The sequence below is a fragment of the Exiguobacterium sp. s149 genome, assembly GCF_018618395.1.
Lineage (GTDB): Bacteria > Bacillota > Bacilli > Exiguobacteriales > Exiguobacteriaceae > Exiguobacterium > Exiguobacterium chiriqhucha.
On sequence record NZ_JACSLZ010000013.1, the window covers coordinates 12695 to 30062 of the forward strand.

At 49.3% G+C, this 17368-nt stretch carries 16 protein-coding genes and 1 other annotated feature; all 16 genes read left to right on the forward strand.

Features of this window, described 5'->3' with window-relative positions; genetic code table 11:
* The first annotated feature begins 109 nt into the window (after positions 1-109).
* The 16 genes from rlmB (at position 110) to fusA (ending at position 17311) form a co-directional block, all read left to right on the forward strand.
* On the forward strand, positions 110-859 hold the full coding sequence (gene rlmB, locus KNP81_RS13670; RefSeq protein ID WP_029594424.1) for a 23S rRNA (guanosine(2251)-2'-O)-methyltransferase RlmB: 750 nt from the start codon (positions 110-112) through the stop codon (positions 857-859).
* Positions 856-1383, forward strand: a complete 528-nt coding sequence (locus KNP81_RS13675) for an NYN domain-containing protein (protein ID WP_214720357.1) — start codon at positions 856-858, stop codon at positions 1381-1383. Before rlmB ends, KNP81_RS13675 begins: the two co-directional genes overlap by 4 nt.
* A 220-nt stretch (positions 1384-1603) precedes the next feature.
* Complete coding sequence (sigH, locus tag KNP81_RS13680) at positions 1604-2245, forward strand: RNA polymerase sporulation sigma factor SigH (RefSeq protein ID WP_021066589.1); 642 nt, start codon at positions 1604-1606, stop codon at positions 2243-2245.
* A gap of 128 nt (positions 2246-2373) precedes the next feature.
* Positions 2374-2520 (forward strand): 50S ribosomal protein L33, encoded by a 147-nt coding sequence (gene rpmG / locus KNP81_RS13685; protein WP_214720358.1) that lies wholly within the window; start codon positions 2374-2376, stop codon positions 2518-2520.
* 34 nt (positions 2521-2554) lie between these two features.
* The gene (gene secE, locus KNP81_RS13690; protein WP_012727692.1) at positions 2555-2725 is read left to right on the forward strand and encodes a preprotein translocase subunit SecE; all 171 of its coding nucleotides are present in this window, start codon (positions 2555-2557) and stop codon (positions 2723-2725) included.
* Positions 2726-2742: 17 nt separating this feature from the next.
* On the forward strand, positions 2743-3294 hold the full coding sequence (nusG, locus tag KNP81_RS13695; protein ID WP_128124035.1) for a transcription termination/antitermination protein NusG: 552 nt from the start codon (positions 2743-2745) through the stop codon (positions 3292-3294).
* Positions 3295-3441: 147 nt separating this feature from the next.
* A complete protein-coding gene (rplK, locus tag KNP81_RS13700; RefSeq protein WP_021066593.1) occupies positions 3442-3867 on the forward strand; it encodes a 50S ribosomal protein L11 in 426 nt (141 codons plus the stop codon).
* A gap of 98 nt (positions 3868-3965) precedes the next feature.
* A complete protein-coding gene (gene rplA, locus KNP81_RS13705) occupies positions 3966-4652 on the forward strand; it encodes a 50S ribosomal protein L1 (RefSeq protein WP_214720359.1) in 687 nt (228 codons plus the stop codon).
* A gap of 59 nt (positions 4653-4711) precedes the next feature.
* Positions 4712-4865: a sequence feature (ribosomal protein L10 leader region), on the forward strand.
* Between the two features lie 45 nt (positions 4866-4910).
* The gene (gene rplJ, locus KNP81_RS13710) at positions 4911-5417 is read left to right on the forward strand and encodes a 50S ribosomal protein L10 (protein ID WP_034781718.1); all 507 of its coding nucleotides are present in this window, start codon (positions 4911-4913) and stop codon (positions 5415-5417) included.
* A 59-nt stretch (positions 5418-5476) separates the two neighbouring features.
* A complete protein-coding gene (gene rplL, locus KNP81_RS13715) occupies positions 5477-5842 on the forward strand; it encodes a 50S ribosomal protein L7/L12 (protein ID WP_024372175.1) in 366 nt (121 codons plus the stop codon).
* 86 nt (positions 5843-5928) lie between these two features.
* A complete protein-coding gene (locus KNP81_RS13720; protein ID WP_214720360.1) occupies positions 5929-6525 on the forward strand; it encodes a class I SAM-dependent methyltransferase in 597 nt (198 codons plus the stop codon).
* Positions 6526-6718: 193 nt separating this feature from the next.
* Positions 6719-10267, forward strand: a complete 3549-nt coding sequence (gene rpoB / locus KNP81_RS13725; RefSeq protein WP_058765118.1) for a DNA-directed RNA polymerase subunit beta — start codon at positions 6719-6721, stop codon at positions 10265-10267.
* 22 nt (positions 10268-10289) lie between these two features.
* Positions 10290-13889, forward strand: a complete 3600-nt coding sequence (gene rpoC / locus KNP81_RS13730; RefSeq protein ID WP_214720361.1) for a DNA-directed RNA polymerase subunit beta' — start codon at positions 10290-10292, stop codon at positions 13887-13889.
* Positions 13890-14177: 288 nt separating this feature from the next.
* The gene (gene rpsL / locus KNP81_RS13735; RefSeq protein WP_012727683.1) at positions 14178-14600 is read left to right on the forward strand and encodes a 30S ribosomal protein S12; all 423 of its coding nucleotides are present in this window, start codon (positions 14178-14180) and stop codon (positions 14598-14600) included.
* A 48-nt stretch (positions 14601-14648) separates the two neighbouring features.
* Complete coding sequence (rpsG, locus tag KNP81_RS13740; RefSeq protein WP_021066600.1) at positions 14649-15116, forward strand: 30S ribosomal protein S7; 468 nt, start codon at positions 14649-14651, stop codon at positions 15114-15116.
* A gap of 116 nt (positions 15117-15232) precedes the next feature.
* Entirely contained in the window at positions 15233-17311 is a 2079-nt protein-coding gene (fusA, locus tag KNP81_RS13745; RefSeq protein ID WP_214720362.1) for an elongation factor G, read from the forward strand.
* Positions 17312-17368 lie beyond the last annotated feature (57 nt).

Genomic DNA, 17368 nt, shown 5'->3' on the forward strand with positions numbered 1-17368 from the left:
CTCATTCGACCGTCCACGCGGCGAACGGAATGAACGCCCACGTGGCGAACGGAACGACCGTCCGCAACGTCAGAAACTAGAACGACCGGATTACCAAGAAGTCGATGTGATGGAAGAAGGAATCGACTTCTTATACGGGCGCAACCCGGTCATGGAAGCGCTCCGGAGCGGACGTGACATGAACAAGGTCTTCATCATGGAAGGCCAACAGAAAGGGCCGCTCGCCCAAATCATCGGGATGGCCAACGAGGCGTCAGTCCAAATCTCATTCGTCCCGAAGACGAAACTCGAGAAGATGGCCGGCAGTGAACATCACCAAGGCGTTGTCGCCGCGGTTGCCGCTTACGAATATAAGTCGGTGGAAGACATGTTCGCGCTCGCTGAGTCGAAAGGGGAGACACCGCTCTTCATCTTGCTCGATGAGCTCGAAGACCCGCACAACCTCGGTTCGATTCTTCGGACGGCGGATGCGGTCGGAGCCCACGGAATCATCATTCCGAAGCGCCGCTCGGTCGGATTGACGCAGACGGTGGCGAAAGCATCAACGGGCGCAATCGAGTACATCCCGGTCGCACGCGTCACGAACTTGACGCGGACGCTTGAAGAGTTGAAAGAAAAAGGGTTATGGGTCGTCGGGACGGACGCGAGCGAGAGCCAAGACTATCGCCGCCTCGATGGGAACATGCCACTCGTCGTTGTCATCGGCAGTGAGGGCAAAGGGATGAGCCGTCTCGTGCGCGAGTCGTGTGACTTCCTCGTCCACATGCCGATGGTCGGTCATGTCACATCGCTGAACGCCTCGGTCGCGGCCGCACTTCTATTGTATGAAGTGCATCGCTCACGTAACCCGTTGTCATGAGTATCAAGAAACGGGAACTGCTCCTCGTGGATGGGTATAACATCATTGGCGCTTGGCCACACCTTCGCAAGCTGCGCGACATCGATTTTGAGAAGGCACGTACCGACTTGATTGAAGCGATGGCCGAGTATCAGGCGGTCACCGGTCGTGAAGTGACGATCGTCTTCGATGCGCATATGCGCTATGGACGAGAGTCGAAAGCGAAACAGAGTCGGATTGCGGTCATCTACACGAAAGAGAACGAGACCGCAGATGAATGGATTGAGCGACGCGCCCATGAACTCGTCGATGATCGTCTCGTCACGTTATTCGTCGCGACGAACGATTTCACCGAGCAATGGGTCATCTTCGGTCAAGGTGCGCTACGTGTACCCGCGGCCGAACTGCTCAAAGATTGGAAACAGGCGCAACAGTTAATCGACCAAGAACGGTCGGCGCTTGAGCAGGACCGATCCAACCGAAAAACAATCGACCTCACGCCAGACGTGCGGGCTCGATTAGAAGAAATTCGTCGTCGAAAATGAAGCGGTGACGAAACTCACGGACGAGTTCATGAAATGAACTCGTCTTTGTTTTTAATTTGACATTTTTTTGAAAAGAAATGTTGTATACTATTACTTGTATGAGTTACACGAATTGTAATTGACGGAATTTTTAGAATTTTATTTGACGGTCGTTTTAAACGGCGCCTATAATGAGAGCACAAACTTACATAAGTTCATCAATCGCCGGGGGGTAGGAAACATGAACGGATGGCCATACGAGCAGTTTGAAAACATGTCTGACGAAGAGCTCGTCTTTCTTGCGCGTAACGAAGGGGATAGCGACGCTCTTGAGTTTTTGATTGAACGTTACCGATATTTCGTACGGGCGAAGGCAAGGTCTTACTTTTTGATTGGTGCCGACCATGAAGATATCGTTCAGGAAGGGATGATTGGTCTGTATAAAGGCGTGCGAGACTATCGGGACGAACGGCTCGCCTCGTTCAAAAGTTTTGCCGAGATGTGCATCACGCGTCAAATGATCACTGCCATTAAAACGGCGACACGTCAAAAACATATTCCGCTCAACTCTTACGTCTCGCTCGATAAGCCGATTTTTGACGACGAGTCGGACCGGACGCTACTTGATGTGATTTTGCCGCCGCATCCGACGGACCCGCAAGATCTGCTCGTCACGCGTGAAGAGCAACTGTTCATGGAAGAAAAGATGGAAGAGCTCCTGAGTGACTTGGAACGAAAAGTGTTACGTCTTTATTTGGACGGCCGTTCGTATCAAGAAATCTCAGACGACCTCGACCGTCACGTGAAGTCGATTGATAACGCGTTACAGCGCGTGAAGAAAAAGTTTGAGCGGCATGTCGACGTCAAAACGCTGACGAGCTAACCGATATTGACCGCACGCCTCCTATGTGATACTTTTAAGGCAGCGCCTTGTCCGTAGACGCCATTTACAGGAGGCGTTTTTTTTTCGCTCTTTTTTAGTGGGAGAGCTGTCGAAAGGGGCGCTTATGAATGGCAAAGAAAGTAAGTCTCGCGTGTTCGGATTGCGGAGCGAACGGTTACTCGACCGTGAAGCAAGACGACGTGACGACGCGGCTCGAACTGAAAAAGTTCTGTCGTCGTTGCAATGCACATACGACACATCGAGAATCAAAGTAACGTAGATTGGCATTCAACGTAGGAGGAAGCTACCATGAACTTTTTGCGCGATGTATGGAAAGAGTTAAAGAAAACGAGTTGGCCGACTCGTAAAGAGCTCACAAAATATACCATCACGGTCATCGCGACGGTCGTCGTGATCGGCCTGTTCGTGTTCGGCGTAGATACTGGTGTCAGTTATCTCGTCAACCTATTGATTAACTAAGGAAAGAGGTGAAAGCCGTGGAGAAACAATGGTTTGTTGTCCAGACGTATTCTGGATTTGAAAACAACGTCAAAGAAAACCTAGAACGTCGAATCGGTTCGATGAACATGGAAGATAAAATTTTCCGCGTCCTCGTTCCGACTGAAACAACGCAAGAAGAAGTCACGCTCAAGAGTGGCGAGAAGAAGATTAAAGAAAAAGAAGTGAAAAGCTTCCCAGGTTACGTCTTCGTCGAAATGATCATGACGGATGATTCATGGTATGTCGTTCGGAACACACCGAACGTCACAGGCTTCCTCGGTTCGACGGGCGGCGGCGCTAAGCCGATTCCGCTTCAACCGGACGAAGTGACGAACGTCTTGTCACAGATGGGTCTCATCGAGAAGAAAGATCGTTACAACTACGAACTCGGCGACCTCGTCCGTGTCAAAGAAGGCGCATTTGAGAACTTCGAAGGAACGATTGATGAAATCGAAGCCGAGAAAGAGAAGCTCAAAGTTGTCGTTGACATGTTCGGCCGTGAAACAAAAATTGAACTTGATTTCGAACAAGTTCAGAAAATTAACTAAACCCACTTGCCATTCTCGGGAACGGATGGTACAATCGGAAATGTTTGATGTTGTGCTTTATTTCGGTACAAACTCGACCTAATAGATTGAGTGGGAGGGCGCACAACGTCCAAGAAACCACATTTTAGACTTAAGGAGGTGTGTCTCGTGGCGAAAAAAGTTACTAAACTCGTTAAACTTCAAATCCCAGCTGGTAAAGCTAACCCAGCACCACCAGTAGGACCAGCACTTGGTCAAGCAGGTGTTAACATCATGGGATTCTGTAAAGAGTTCAACGCTCGTACACAAGACCAAGCCGGATTGATTATTCCTGTAGTCATTACGGTATACGAAGATCGTTCGTTTACATTCATTACGAAAACTCCACCAGCTGCAGTTCTTTTGAAGAAAGCTGCTGGTATCGAGAGCGGTTCTGGTGAACCAAACCGTAAGAAGGTAGCAACGGTTAAGCGTGATAAAGTTCGCGAAATCGCTGAACTTAAAATGCCTGACCTTAACGCGTCGTCTGTTGAAACAGCGATGCTTATGGTTGAAGGTACTGCGCGTAGTATGGGTATTGTAATCGAAGACTAATTTATTAGTCTCTGGGATTGTCGGTGAATATTACGCTCACCTTCAATCCCTTCATTATGTGGGAGGAAATTCCGCTAACCACAAGGAGGAAAAGAATCATGGGTAAAAAACACCAAGAAGCAGCTAAGCTTGTTGATCGCATGAAGTCATACGAACTCGCTGAGGCCGTTGAACTCGTTCAAAAAACAGCTACTGCTAAATTCGATGAAACAATCGAAGTTGCTGTCCGTCTCGGCGTAGATCCGAAGAAAGCGGACCAACAAATCCGCGGTGCCGTCGTACTTCCACACGGTACTGGTAAAACACAAAAAGTTCTCGTCTTCGCAAAAGGCGAAAAAGTTAAAGAAGCTGAAGCGGCTGGCGCTGACTATGTCGGTGACTCTGAGTTCATCACTAAAATCCAACAAGGATGGTTCGACTTCGATGTAATCGTTGCGACACCTGACATGATGGGCGAAGTTGGTAAACTTGGTCGCGTTCTCGGACCTAAAGGCCTCATGCCTAACCCGAAAACAGGCACAGTTACGTTTGATGTGACGAAAGCAATCGCTGACATCAAAGCTGGTAAAGTAGAGTACCGCGTTGACAAAGCCGGTAACATCCACGTACCAGTTGGTAAGAAATCGTTTGAAGCAACGAAACTCTCTGAGAACATCGAGACAATCATCGAGACGCTCATGAAAGTGAAGCCTGCTACTGCAAAAGGAACTTACCTTAAAAACATCGCGCTTTCTTCGACAATGGGTCCTGGGATCCGTGTCGCGACTGCCGACTTCATCAAGTAATCTACTTGAAATAAACTGTTGACAACGTGTGATACCGCTGTTAAAGTAATACACGTTCAACCGAATATGTTGGATTACCGTAGACAGAAGGTGGACATCGGTCCATAAACCCTTCCGAGGTGTCTTTGCTCGAACTTGAGCCTGTTGTCACAGGTTTACTTTCAAACAATTACGCCCTCGTATGTCTTCATACGAGGGATTTCTTTTTGAAGAGCAGCCTCTCGTCCGGTATAAGAAATGACTAGGAGGTGCAAACACATGGCAAGCGAAAAAATCGTATCTCAGAAATCGGCACTCGTCGATGAAATCGCTGAGAAAATGCAAGCAAGCGTTGGGACAATCGTTGTTGACTACCGTGGACTTACAGTTGAAGAAGTGACTACACTCCGTAAATCACTCCGTGACGCTGGAATCGAGTTCAAAGTATACAAAAACGGTCTCCTTCGCCGCGCAGCAGTTCAGTCGAACTTCGAAGGTCTTGACGAAGTCTTCACTGGCCCTACAGCAATCGCGTTCTCGAACGAAGACGTTGTAGCTCCAGCGAAGATCTTGAACGACTTCTCGAAAGAGCACAAAGCGCTCGAATTGAAAGGCGGAATCATCGAAGGCAAAGTGACTTCACTTGAAGAAGTTAAAGCCCTTGCAGAACTTCCATCACGCGATGGTCTTCTCTCGATGCTTCTCAGCGTCCTTCAAGCTCCAATCCGTGGGCTCGCAGTCGCAACAAACGCAATCGCAGAACAAAAAGAAGAGCAAACTGCTTAATTTTTGTCTCGTAGCGTAACTAAAACCAATCTTTACAACATCAAAGGAGGAAAACCATAATGGCTTTCAACAAAGAGCAATTCATCGAAGACCTCAAATCAATGACGGTTCTCGAACTTAACGAACTCGTAAAAACAATCGAAGAAGAATTCGGCGTATCAGCAGCAGCTCCAGTAGCAGTTGCAGGCGCAGGCGCAGCAGCAGCTGAAGAGCAAACTGAATTCGACGTAATCCTCACAAACGCTGGCGCTGGTAAAATCAACGTCATCAAAGCGGTACGTGAACTTACAGGCCTCGGTCTTAAAGAAGCGAAAGCACTCGTTGACGGAACTCCAGCTCCAGTCAAAGAAGGCGTTTCTAAAGAAGATGCAGACGCAGTCAAAGCTAAGCTTGAAGAAGCTGGCGCAACTGTCGAAGTTAAGTAATCTAACTTTTACTTCTACAACCTATAGAAGCTCGCTATGGCGAGCTTCTTTTATTTCCTTGAAGAGTGGGTTAGGAGGTTCAATGCATGGGAGATCATTACTATACGAACGACCCTAGTTCGAAAAGTGCCCCTGAGACATGGACGTTTGAGTTGCGAGGGAAGACATATCGCTTCACCTCGGACCGCGGCGTGTTCTCGAAAGGATCGGTCGATTTTGGGTCACGTCTCTTAATCGAATCATTTGAAGTGCCCGATGTTGAAGGACGCATTTTAGATGTGGGCTGCGGCTACGGTCCGATGGGGATCTCGCTTGCCGACGCCTCTGGGCGTGAAGCACTCCTCGTCGACGTGAACGAGCGAGCGCTTGCCTTGTCAGAGCAAAACGCCGCCCAAAATGGGGTGACGATTGAGACGCGACTCAGCCACGCTTATGACGGAGTCGGTGATGAACAGTTCGCCGCAATCGTGACCAATCCGCCGATTCGGGCCGGGAAGCAAGTGGTCCACATGATTTTGCGCGATGCGTATACACACCTTGTCGTAGGTGGAGCGCTCTACGTCGTTATTCAAAAGAAACAAGGAGCGCCTTCTGCCAAGAAGTTGCTTGAAGATGTGTTCGGTCAAGTCGAGACGGTTGCGAAAGAAAAGGGCTATTTCATTTTCCGGGCAATTCGCTCTTGACAAACGGTGAAGTCTTGTTGACTCGCTATAACGTATATGCTAACATTATAAAATGCCATTGGAATGGAATTCGCTTTGAACTGCCGCGTTTGCCGCTTTTTAGACGCGGAAAAGAGGCGACATTCAATGACAATGTTCGATTATTACGCCCGAAAAATTCGATAGAGAATTGGGGGTCTGAGAGGTGAATCAGTTGACTGGTCAACTTGTTCAGTACGGTCGTCACCGTCAGAGAAGAAGCTTTGCCCGTATCAGTGAGGTATTAGAGCTTCCGAATTTGATTGAAATTCAAACTGCTTCTTACGAGTGGTTCTTGCGTGAAGGATTGAAAGAGATGTTTACGGACATTTCGCCAATCTCCGACTTCACCGGAAACCTCGTGCTCGAGTTCATCGACTATTCGCTCAGTGAGCCGAAGTATTCGATCGATGAGTCGAAGGAGCGAGACGTAACTTACTCTGCGCCATTGCGCGTAAAAGTACGTTTGCAAAACAAAGAGACAGGTGAGCTCAAAGAACAAGAAGTGTTCATGGGGGATTTCCCGCTCATGACAGAATCGGGAACGTTTATCATTAACGGTGCAGAACGCGTTATCGTTTCCCAGCTCGTTCGTTCACCAAGCGTTTATTACAACGCGAAACTCGATAAAAACGGTAAGCGTGGCTTCGGAGCGACTGTGATTCCGAACCGTGGTGCATGGCTCGAACTTGAGACAGACGCCAAAGATATCGTTTACGTTCGTATTGACCGTACCCGCAAAATCCCGGTAACGGTGTTGTTGCGTGCCCTCGGTTTCGGTACGGACCAAGAGATTATCGACCTTCTCGGGGATGACGAGTATCTTCGTAACACCCTTGAAAAAGATAATACAGAATCAACAGAAAAAGCGTTAATCGAAATTTACGAGCGTCTCCGCCCTGGTGAACCACCAACGGTTGAGAACGCGAAGTCACTTCTCGTTTCTCGTTTCTTCGACCCAAAACGTTACGACCTCGCAAACGTCGGTCGCTACAAGATGAACAAAAAACTTCATCTTAAAAACCGTCTCTTCGGTCAAAAATTGGCCGAGACGCTCGTTGACCCAGAAACAGGCGAAGTCATCGCTGAAGCTGGAACTGTGCTCGATCGTCGTAACCTTGACCGCGTTCTTCCACACTTGGAGAACGGCCTCGGTTATATGGATGCTGAGCCGACAGGCGGCGTCGCTGAAGGTGAACCGTTCGGTCTTCAATCGATCAAAGTAATCTCACCAGATGACCCAGATGGAGAGCGTATCTTGAACATTATCGGTAACGGCAATATCGACCGCAGCGTGAAACACATCACGCCGGCTGATATCATCGCATCGATCAACTACTTCTTTAACTTACTACATGAAGTCGGAACAACAGATGACATCGACCACTTAGGAAACCGTCGTCTTCGTTCAGTCGGAGAACTTCTCCAAAACCAATTCCGGATCGGGCTTTCTCGTATGGAACGTGTCGTTAAAGAACGGATGTCGATTCAAGATCAAAACGCGATCACACCACAGGCGTTAATCAACATTCGCCCGGTAATCGCGTCGCTGAAAGAGTTCTTCGGTAGTTCGCAATTGTCACAGTTCATGGACCAAACAAACCCGCTCGCAGAGCTCACGCACAAGCGTCGTCTCTCTGCACTTGGACCGGGTGGTTTGACACGTGAACGTGCCGGTTTCGAAGTTCGAGACGTTCACTATTCGCACTACGGTCGGATGTGTCCAATCGAAACGCCAGAAGGACCAAACATCGGTCTCATCAACTCGCTTTCGTCTTATGCGAAAGTAAACGAGTACGGCTTCATTGAAGCTCCGTACCGTCGAGTCGACCCTGAAACAGGTCTCGTCACGAGCGAGATTCAATATATGACGGCGGATGAAGAAGATCTCTACGTCGTCGCCCAGGCGAACATGCCGCTCACAGAAGAAGGCGGATTCGCCAACGAACAAGTCCTTTGCCGTTTCCGCGGACAAAACTTGTCAGTTGAGCCGAACCGAGTCGATTATATGGACGTTTCGCCGAAACAGGTTGTTTCTGCCGCAACGGCATGTATCCCGTTCCTTGAGAACGATGACTCGAACCGTGCCCTCATGGGAGCGAACATGCAACGTCAAGCTGTACCACTTCTTCAACCAGATTCACCGATTATCGGTACTGGGATGGAGTATGTGTCAGCGAAAGACTCTGGGGCCGCGATTATCGCGAAATTCCCAGGTGTCGTCGAGCGTGTCACAGCGCGTGAAATCTTGGTCCGCCGCACGTCTGACGTGAACGGTTCTGAGGTATCAGGTGACCTTGACCGCTATAAACTTCAAAAGTATGTCCGTTCGAACCAAGGGACATGCTACAACCAGAAGCCGATCATCGCTGCTGGCGACCGTGTCGAAAAAGGAGAAATCCTTGCTGACGGTCCGTCGATGGATATGGGTGAGCTCGCGCTCGGCCGTAACGTCGTCGTCGCCTTCATGACATGGGACGGTTACAACTATGAGGATGCGATCATCATGAGTGAACGCCTCGTGAAAGATGACGTGTACACATCGATTCATATCGAAGAGTACGAGTCAGAATCACGCGACACGAAACTCGGACCTGAGGAAATCACACGTGATATTCCAAACGTCGGGGATGACGCACTTCGCAACTTGGACGACCGTGGGATCATCCGCATCGGTGCGGAAGTCAAGGATGGCGATATCCTCGTCGGTAAAGTTACGCCTAAAGGTGTGACTGAATTGACGGCGGAAGAGCGTCTCTTGCACGCGATCTTCGGTGAGAAGGCACGTGAAGTCCGTGATACGTCACTCCGTGTACCAAACGGCGGCGACGGCATCATCTTGGACGTCAAAGTGTTCGACCGTGAAAACGGTGACGAACTCTCACCAGGCGTGAACCAAATGGTTCGTGTCTACATCGTTCAAAAACGTAAGATTCACGAAGGGGATAAGATGGCGGGACGTCACGGTAACAAAGGTGTTATCTCGCGCATTCTCCCTGAAGAAGACATGCCATACATGCCGGACGGCACACCGATTGACATCATGCTTAACCCACTAGGTGTACCATCACGGATGAACATCGGTCAGGTACTCGAACTCCACCTTGGAATGGCGGCTAAAAAGCTCGGCATCAAAGTGGCGACACCTGTATTCGATGGTGCGCGTGAGGAAGACGTATGGGCAACGATTGAAGAAGCTGGAATGGACAAAGATGCCAAGACTCGTCTCTACGACGGTCGTACTGGTGAACCGTTCGATAACCGCGTCTCGGTCGGTGTCATGTATATGATCAAACTCGCGCACATGGTTGACGATAAACTTCACGCTCGTTCGACAGGACCATACTCGCTCGTCACGCAACAACCGCTCGGTGGTAAAGCACAGTTCGGTGGACAGCGTTTCGGTGAGATGGAAGTATGGGCACTTGAAGCGTACGGCGCAGCCTACACGCTCCAAGAGATCCTTACAATCAAGTCGGATGACACGGTTGGTCGTGTGAAAGCATACGAGGCCATCGTGAAAGGTGAGAGCGTTCCGAAAGCGGGCGTTCCTGAGTCGTTCCGCGTCTTGATTAAAGAGCTCCAAGCGCTCGGTATGGAAGTCAAGATGATGTCTGCGGACGATGAAGAAGTTGAAATGAAAGATGAAGATGACGACAACATCCCGAACGCAACATCGGCGTTAGAACAAGTCGTTCAACCGACTGTTACGGAAGAGGAATAAGGCGAAAAGGGAGGTCGGCCCCTTGGTAGATGTTAATCGATTTGAATATATGAAAATCGGCTTGGCTTCACCCGAGAAGATCCGTTCGTGGTCTTACGGGGAAGTCAAAAAGCCGGAAACGATCAACTATCGTACACTTAAACCAGAGAAGGACGGATTGTTCTGTGAACGAATCTTCGGTCCTACGAAAGACTGGGAATGTTACTGCGGGAAATACAAACGAATCCGTTATAAAGGAGTCATTTGTGACCGTTGTGGCGTTGAAGTGACGAAAGCGAAAGTGCGTCGCGAGCGTATGGGCCATATCGAGCTCGCGGCACCAGTTTCGCACATCTGGTACTTCAAAGGGATTCCAAGCCGAATGGGGCTTGTTCTCGATATGTCACCTCGTGCGCTCGAAGAAGTAATCTACTTCGCGTCGTACGTTGTGACGGAGCCAGGTGATACTCCGCTTGAGAAGAAACAACTTCTCTCGGAAAAAGAATACCGTCTCTACCGTGAAAAATACGGCAGCGACTTCAGAGCAGACATGGGTGCAGAAGCGATCCGTACACTCCTTCAAGACGTTCAACTCGAGAAGGAAGTCGGAGAACTCCGCGAAGAATTGAAGACGGTTCAAGGCCAACGTCGTACACGTGCGATTAAACGTCTTGAAGTGCTCGATGCGTTCTTCACGTCAGGCAATGATCCAGATTGGATGATTCTTGAAGTACTTCCTGTCATTCCGCCAGAGCTTCGCCCGATGGTGCAACTCGACGGTGGACGCTTTGCGACATCTGACTTGAACGATTTGTATCGTCGAGTCATCAACCGGAACAACCGTCTCAAACGTTTGCTCGATCTCGGCGCGCCGAACATCATCGTGCAAAACGAGAAGCGTATGCTTCAAGAAGCGGTTGACGCCCTCATCGACAACGGTCGTCGTGGTCGTCCGGTCACAGGACCAGGTAACCGTCCCCTCAAATCACTTTCACATATGTTGAAAGGGAAACAAGGTCGTTTCCGTCAAAACCTTCTTGGTAAACGGGTCGACTATTCAGGACGTTCGGTTATCGTCGTTGGTCCGAACTTGAAGATGTACCAATGTGGTCTCCCGAAAGAGATGGCCCTTGAACTCTTCAAACCGTTCGTGATGAAAGAACTTGTCGGTCGCGGCATCGCGTCGAACATCAAGAACGCCAAACGTAAGATTGAGAAGATGCAACCAGAAATCTGGGGCGTCCTCGAAGAAGTCATTCGTGAGCATCCGGTTCTCTTGAACCGTGCCCCAACGCTTCACCGCCTAGGGATTCAAGCTTTCGAACCGATTCTCGTCGAAGGTCGCGCGATTCGCCTTCACCCGCTCGTATGTACGGCTTACAACGCCGACTTCGATGGTGACCAAATGGCGGTTCACGTACCACTTTCTGCTGAAGCACAAGCGGAAGCTCGTCTTCTCATGCTCGCAGCGCAAAACATCTTGAACCCGAAAGACGGAAAACCAGTTGTTACACCATCGCAGGATATGGTCCTCGGTAACTACTACATCTCGCTTGAACGCGACGATGCCGTCGGACAAGGGAAAATTTTGTCGAACGTGAACGAAGCGCTCATCGCGTATCAAAATGGCTATGTCCACTTGCATACACGTGTCGCTCTTCCAGCACGTACGCTCAACAACCCAACGTTCACAGATGAGCAAAACGAGAAATTGTTGATCACAACGGTCGGTAAGATGATCTTTAACGAGATCTTGCCGAACACGTTCCCATACTTGAACGAGCCGACGATGGAAAACTTGCAGGAAGCAACGCCTGACAAGTACTTCATCGACAAAGGTGCCAACGTGGCGGAAGAAATCGCCTCACGTCCTTTGGTCGAACCGTTCAAAAAAGGATTCCTTGGAAAAGTCATCGCGGAAGTGTTCCAGAAGTTTGAAACGACTGAAACGAGCCGCATGCTTGACCGGATGAAAGATCTCGGCTTCAAACACTCGACGAAAGCCGGTGTGACGGTCGGAATCGCTGATATCATCGTTCTTCCGGACAAACAAGAGATCCTTGATGAAGCGCAAACTCAAGTCGATCAAATCATGAAGTCATTCCGTCGCGGTCTCATCACTGAAGATGAGCGTTACGAGCGTGTTGTACGCTCTTGGAACGAAGCGAAGGATGAGATTCAATCACGATTGATGAAATCCCTCAATCGCTTGAACCCAATCTTCATGATGTCTGACTCAGGTGCCCGTGGTAACGCGTCCAACTTCACGCAGCTCGCAGGGATGCGTGGTTTGATGGCCGCTCCATCTGGCCGCATCATCGAACTTCCGATCAAATCTTCATTCCGTGAAGGTCTGACGGTACAAGAGTACTTCATCTCGACGCACGGTGCGCGTAAAGGTCTTGCCGATACAGCCCTTAAGACGGCTGACTCAGGTTACTTGACGCGTCGCCTTGTAGACGTAGCCCAAGATGTCATCATCCGTGAAGAAGATTGTGGAACGGACCGCGGTATCCGCGTCGCCGCCCTCCGCGAAGGCACGGAAGAAATCGAAAACTTGTATGACCGCCTCGTCGGCCGTACAGCGTTCGAGACAGTGGCACATCCGGAAACGGGTGAAGTCATGGTCGAGAAGAACCAATTGATTACCGAAGATCTCGCTCGCGACATCGTCGATGCTGGAATCGAACGAGTTGAAATCCGTACAGCCTTTACATGTAACACGTCACACGGCGTATGTAAGAAATGTTACGGCCGCAACTTGGCGACTGGCTCGAACGTTGAAGTCGGCGAAGCTGTCGGAATCATCGCCGCGCAATCAATCGGTGAGCCAGGAACGCAGCTTACAATGCGTACCTTCCACACAGGTGGGGTAGCCGGAGATGATATCACACAAGGTCTTCCACGTATCCAAGAGGTATTCGAGGCACGTAACCCGAAAGGGCAAGCGGTCATCTCGGAAATTCCTGGTACGGTCATCGACTTTACAGAATCGCGTGACAAGCGTGAACTCACGGTCGAAGGACTCAGTGAGACACGTACGTACACGATTCCGTTCGGAGCACGTCTTCGTGTTCAAATCGGAGATACAGTAGAAGCTGGAGAAGTCTTCACGGAAGGTTCGATCGATCCGAAAGAATTGCTCGCCGTCCGTGGTGTATCTGGTGTTCAAAACTATCTTCTCCAAGAAGTACAAAAAGTTTACCGCATGCAAGGGGTAGAAATCGGCGACAAACACGTCGAAGTCATGGTTCGCCAAATGCTTCGTCGCGTCAAAGTCATCGAGTCTGGTGACACGCCGCTTCTCCCTGGTTCGCTCGTCGACATCAGCGTCTTCAAAGAAGCGTGTAAAGATACGCTTCGCGAAGGCAAGAGCCCGGCCACAGCGAAACCGGTCCTTCTCGGAATCACAAAAGCGTCGCTCGAGACAGATTCGTTCCTCTCGGCCGCTTCGTTCCAAGAAACGACTCGTGTGTTGACAGATGCTGCCATCAAAGGTAAGCGCGACTATCTCCTCGGACTCAAAGAGAACGTCATCATCGGGAAACTCGTTCCAGCTGGTACTGGGATGCCGGTTTACCGTGATGTTAATCTCAAAGAAGAAGAGTCGAAAGCCGTTCTCGAAGACACGACGGTAGAATAAAAACGTCTTGACAGCATGGGTTGGCGGTGCTACTATGATTTAGTGCCGCCAATCGGTTGTTGTCGATGACAACGGTGTCCAGCAGTCGGCAAGCTACTTGGACGTCACCCGATCTTTCTCCGGAAAGGTTTGGCTGCTATTATTGCCACTTTCAAGGTATAACTCACGTTTTTGCGAGGTCATGGAATGCCTACGCCTCGTAAAAGCGTTTCGTTATGACCTTAAATGAACCACCCGGGTCGGTGGGTCTAGAAAATAGCATAATTCAGGAAGGGAGGATCTTCAAAGATGCCTACTATCAACCAGTTAGTCCGTAAAGGACGTAAATCGAAAGTCGTTAAATCTGACTCTCCAGCACTTAACAAAGGTTACAACAGTTTCATCAAGTCACAAACTAACGTGAGCTCGCCACAGAAACGTGGTGTTTGTACACGTGTTGGTACAATGACTCCGAAGAAACCGAACTCGGCATTACGTAAGTATGCTCGTGTTCGTTTGACTAACCAAATCGAAGTGACTGCGTACATTCCAGGTATTGGCCACAACCTTCAAGAACACAGCGTTGTTCTTATCCGTGGAGGACGTGTAAAAGACTTACCAGGGGTACGTTACCACATCGTTCGTGGTGCGCTTGACACTGCAGGTGTTGACGGACGTATGCAAGGCCGTTCTAAATACGGTACGAAACGTCCGAAAGCTGCGAAGAAGTAATTCTCGCAAAACTAAAAACTACTGAAATTTTGAAAGGAGGGTACTCGGATGCGTAAAAACCGTGCAGAACGTCGTGACGTTATCGCAGATCCGATCTACAACTCGAAATTGGTAACTCGCCTCATTAACCGTGTCATGTTAGACGGTAAAAAAGGTACAGCTCAAACTATCATTTACAACGCATTTGGCCTCATCGCTGAACGCTCAGGCAAAGAGCCTATGGAAGTGTTCGAAGAAGCAATGAACAACATCATGCCTGTACTTGAAGTTAAAGCTCGCCGTGTTGGTGGAGCAAACTACCAAGTTCCTGTTGAAGTTCGTCCAGAGCGCCGTACGACACTTGGTCTTCGTTACCTCGTGAACTACGCTCGTCTCCGCAACGAGAAAACGATGGAGCAACGTATCGCGAACGAAATCATGGATGCAGCCAATAACACTGGTGCGTCTGTTAAGAAACGCGAAGACATGCATAAGATGGCAGAAGCGAACAAAGCGTTTGCTCACTATCGTTGGTAAGTTAAACGTAAAGACCACTCCACGTCACCAAGCGGTGGCTTAATGGAGTGGCTTTCGGGTATAATCATATCGTGTGCCAGCACACGAAAAACACATGCGGAAGGAGAATACCCAGTATGGCAAGAGAATTCTCCCTAAAGAATACTCGTAACATCGGGATCATGGCTCACATCGATGCCGGTAAGACGACAACAACTGAACGTATTCTTTATTACACAGGTCGTATCCACAAGATTGGTGAAACTCATGAAGGAGCTTCACAAATGGACTGGATGGAGCAGGAGCAAGAGCGTGGAATCACGATCACTTCTGCTGCGACAACTGCACAGTGGAATGGCCACCGTGTAAACATCATCGATACACCTGGACACGTAGACTTCACTGTTGAAGTTGAACGTTCACTCCGTGTACTTGATGGCGCAGTTGCAGTACTTGACGCTCAGTCAGGTGTTGAACCACAAACAGAAACTGTATGGCGTCAAGCGACGACTTACGGTGTTCCACGTGTCGTATTCGTCAACAAGATGGATAAGATCGGTGCGGACTTCTTGTACTCGGTGAAAACACTTCACGAGCGCTTGCATGCAAATGCACACCCAATCCAACTTCCAATCGGTGCGGAAGATGAATTCAAAGGAATCATCGACCTCGTTGAGAAGAAGACATACATGTACACGAACGACCTCGGTACTGACATCGAAGTAACGGATGGCTACCCAGCTGACATGGCTGACGAAGCTGAAGAACTTCGCGGTCAATTGATCGAAGCGGTTGCTGACTACAACGAAGAGTTGATGATGAAATACCTCGAAGGCGAAGAGATCTCAATCGAAGAACTCAAAGCTGGTATCCGTCAAGCAACACTCAGCGTAGAATTCTACCCTGTACTCGTTGGTTCTGCCTTCAAAAACAAAGGTGTTCAATTGATGTTGGACGCTGTTGTTGATTACCTCCCATCACCACTTGATGTTGAGTCAATCAAAGGTGTTAACCTCGACACAGAAGAAGAAATCACGCGTGAGCCTTCTGACGAAGCTCCCTTCTCGGCACTTGCGTTCAAAGTCATGACGGATCCTTACGTCGGTAAATTGACGTTCTTCCGCGTGTACTCTGGTACAGCACAAGCTGGTTCGTATGTGAAGAACTCGACTAAAGGTAAGCGTGAGCGCCTCGGTCGTATCCTTCAAATGCACGCGAACAGCCGTGAAGAAATTCCAATGGTATACGCTGGTGACATCGCCGCTGCCGTTGGTCTTAAAGATACTACGACTGGTGATACGCTTTGCTCAGAGAAAGACAACGTCGTTCTCGAGTCAATGACATTCCCAGAACCAGTTATCTCGGTCGCGATCGAGCCTAAATCGAAAGCCGACCAAGACAAGATGGGTCAAGCCCTCGCGAAACTCGCAGAAGAGGATCCAACTTTCCGCACTGAAACAAACCAAGAGACTGGTCAAACGATCATCTCTGGTATGGGTGAGCTTCACCTTGATATCCTCGTTGACCGTATGCGTCGCGAATTCAAAGTAGAAGCTAACGTTGGTGCACCACAAGTTGCTTACCGTGAGACAATCCGTGGCGCTGCGAAGATCGATTCGAAATTCGTACGTCAATCAGGTGGACGCGGTCAGTACGGTCACGTTGTCGTAGAATTCGAGCCGAACGAAGAAGGCGCTGGATTCGCATTCGAGAACAAGATCGTCGGTGGTGTTGTACCACGTGAATACGTCCCAGCTGTTCAGAACGGGATTGAAGAAGCTCTCGAAAACGGTATCCTCGCTGGTTACCCAGTAGTTGACGTTAAAGCTGCCCTCGTCTTCGGATCGTACCACGATGTCGACTCGAACGAGATGGCGTTTAAAGTTGCTGCATCGATGGCGGTTAAACAACTTAAGGAACAAGCGAAAGCTGTCATCCTTGAGCCAATGATGCGTGTTGAAGTTGTCATCCCAGAAGAATACTTGGGAGACATCATGGGTGACGTCACGTCACGCCGTGGACGCGTAGAAGGTATGGAAGCACGCGGTAACGCTCAAGTCGTTAAAGCAATGGTTCCACTTTCAGAAATGTTTGGATATGCGACATCGCTTCGTTCACGTACGCAAGGACGCGGAACGTACTCGATGCACTTCGATCACTACGAAGAAGTACCGAAGTCAATCGCAGAAGAAATCATCAAAAAAGCGAACGGCTAATAACGGTTGTAACGCTTAATTGATTGTTGTAAGCTAAGGAGGACGTATGTTAAAAGT

What these genes read in the sequence shown, in the direction of transcription:
- rplA (WP_214720359.1), top strand. Translation starts at nt 3,966, where the DNA reads ATGGGTAAAAAACACCAAGAAGCAGCTAAGCTTGTTGATCGCATGAAG.
- rplJ (WP_034781718.1), top strand. Translation starts at nt 4,911, where the DNA reads ATGGCAAGCGAAAAAATCGTATCTCAGAAATCGGCACTCGTCGATGAA.
- rpsL (WP_012727683.1), top strand. Translation starts at nt 14,178, where the DNA reads ATGCCTACTATCAACCAGTTAGTCCGTAAAGGACGTAAATCGAAAGTC.
- KNP81_RS13675 (WP_214720357.1), top strand. Translation starts at nt 856, where the DNA reads ATGAGTATCAAGAAACGGGAACTGCTCCTCGTGGATGGGTATAACATC.
- sigH (WP_021066589.1), top strand. Translation starts at nt 1,604, where the DNA reads ATGAACGGATGGCCATACGAGCAGTTTGAAAACATGTCTGACGAAGAG.
- rplL (WP_024372175.1), top strand. Translation starts at nt 5,477, where the DNA reads ATGGCTTTCAACAAAGAGCAATTCATCGAAGACCTCAAATCAATGACG.
- KNP81_RS13720 (WP_214720360.1), top strand. Translation starts at nt 5,929, where the DNA reads ATGGGAGATCATTACTATACGAACGACCCTAGTTCGAAAAGTGCCCCT.
- secE (WP_012727692.1), top strand. Translation starts at nt 2,555, where the DNA reads ATGAACTTTTTGCGCGATGTATGGAAAGAGTTAAAGAAAACGAGTTGG.
- fusA (WP_214720362.1), top strand. Translation starts at nt 15,233, where the DNA reads ATGGCAAGAGAATTCTCCCTAAAGAATACTCGTAACATCGGGATCATG.
- rpsG (WP_021066600.1), top strand. Translation starts at nt 14,649, where the DNA reads ATGCGTAAAAACCGTGCAGAACGTCGTGACGTTATCGCAGATCCGATC.
- rpmG (WP_214720358.1), top strand. Translation starts at nt 2,374, where the DNA reads ATGGCAAAGAAAGTAAGTCTCGCGTGTTCGGATTGCGGAGCGAACGGT.
- rlmB (WP_029594424.1), top strand. Translation starts at nt 110, where the DNA reads ATGGAAGAAGGAATCGACTTCTTATACGGGCGCAACCCGGTCATGGAA.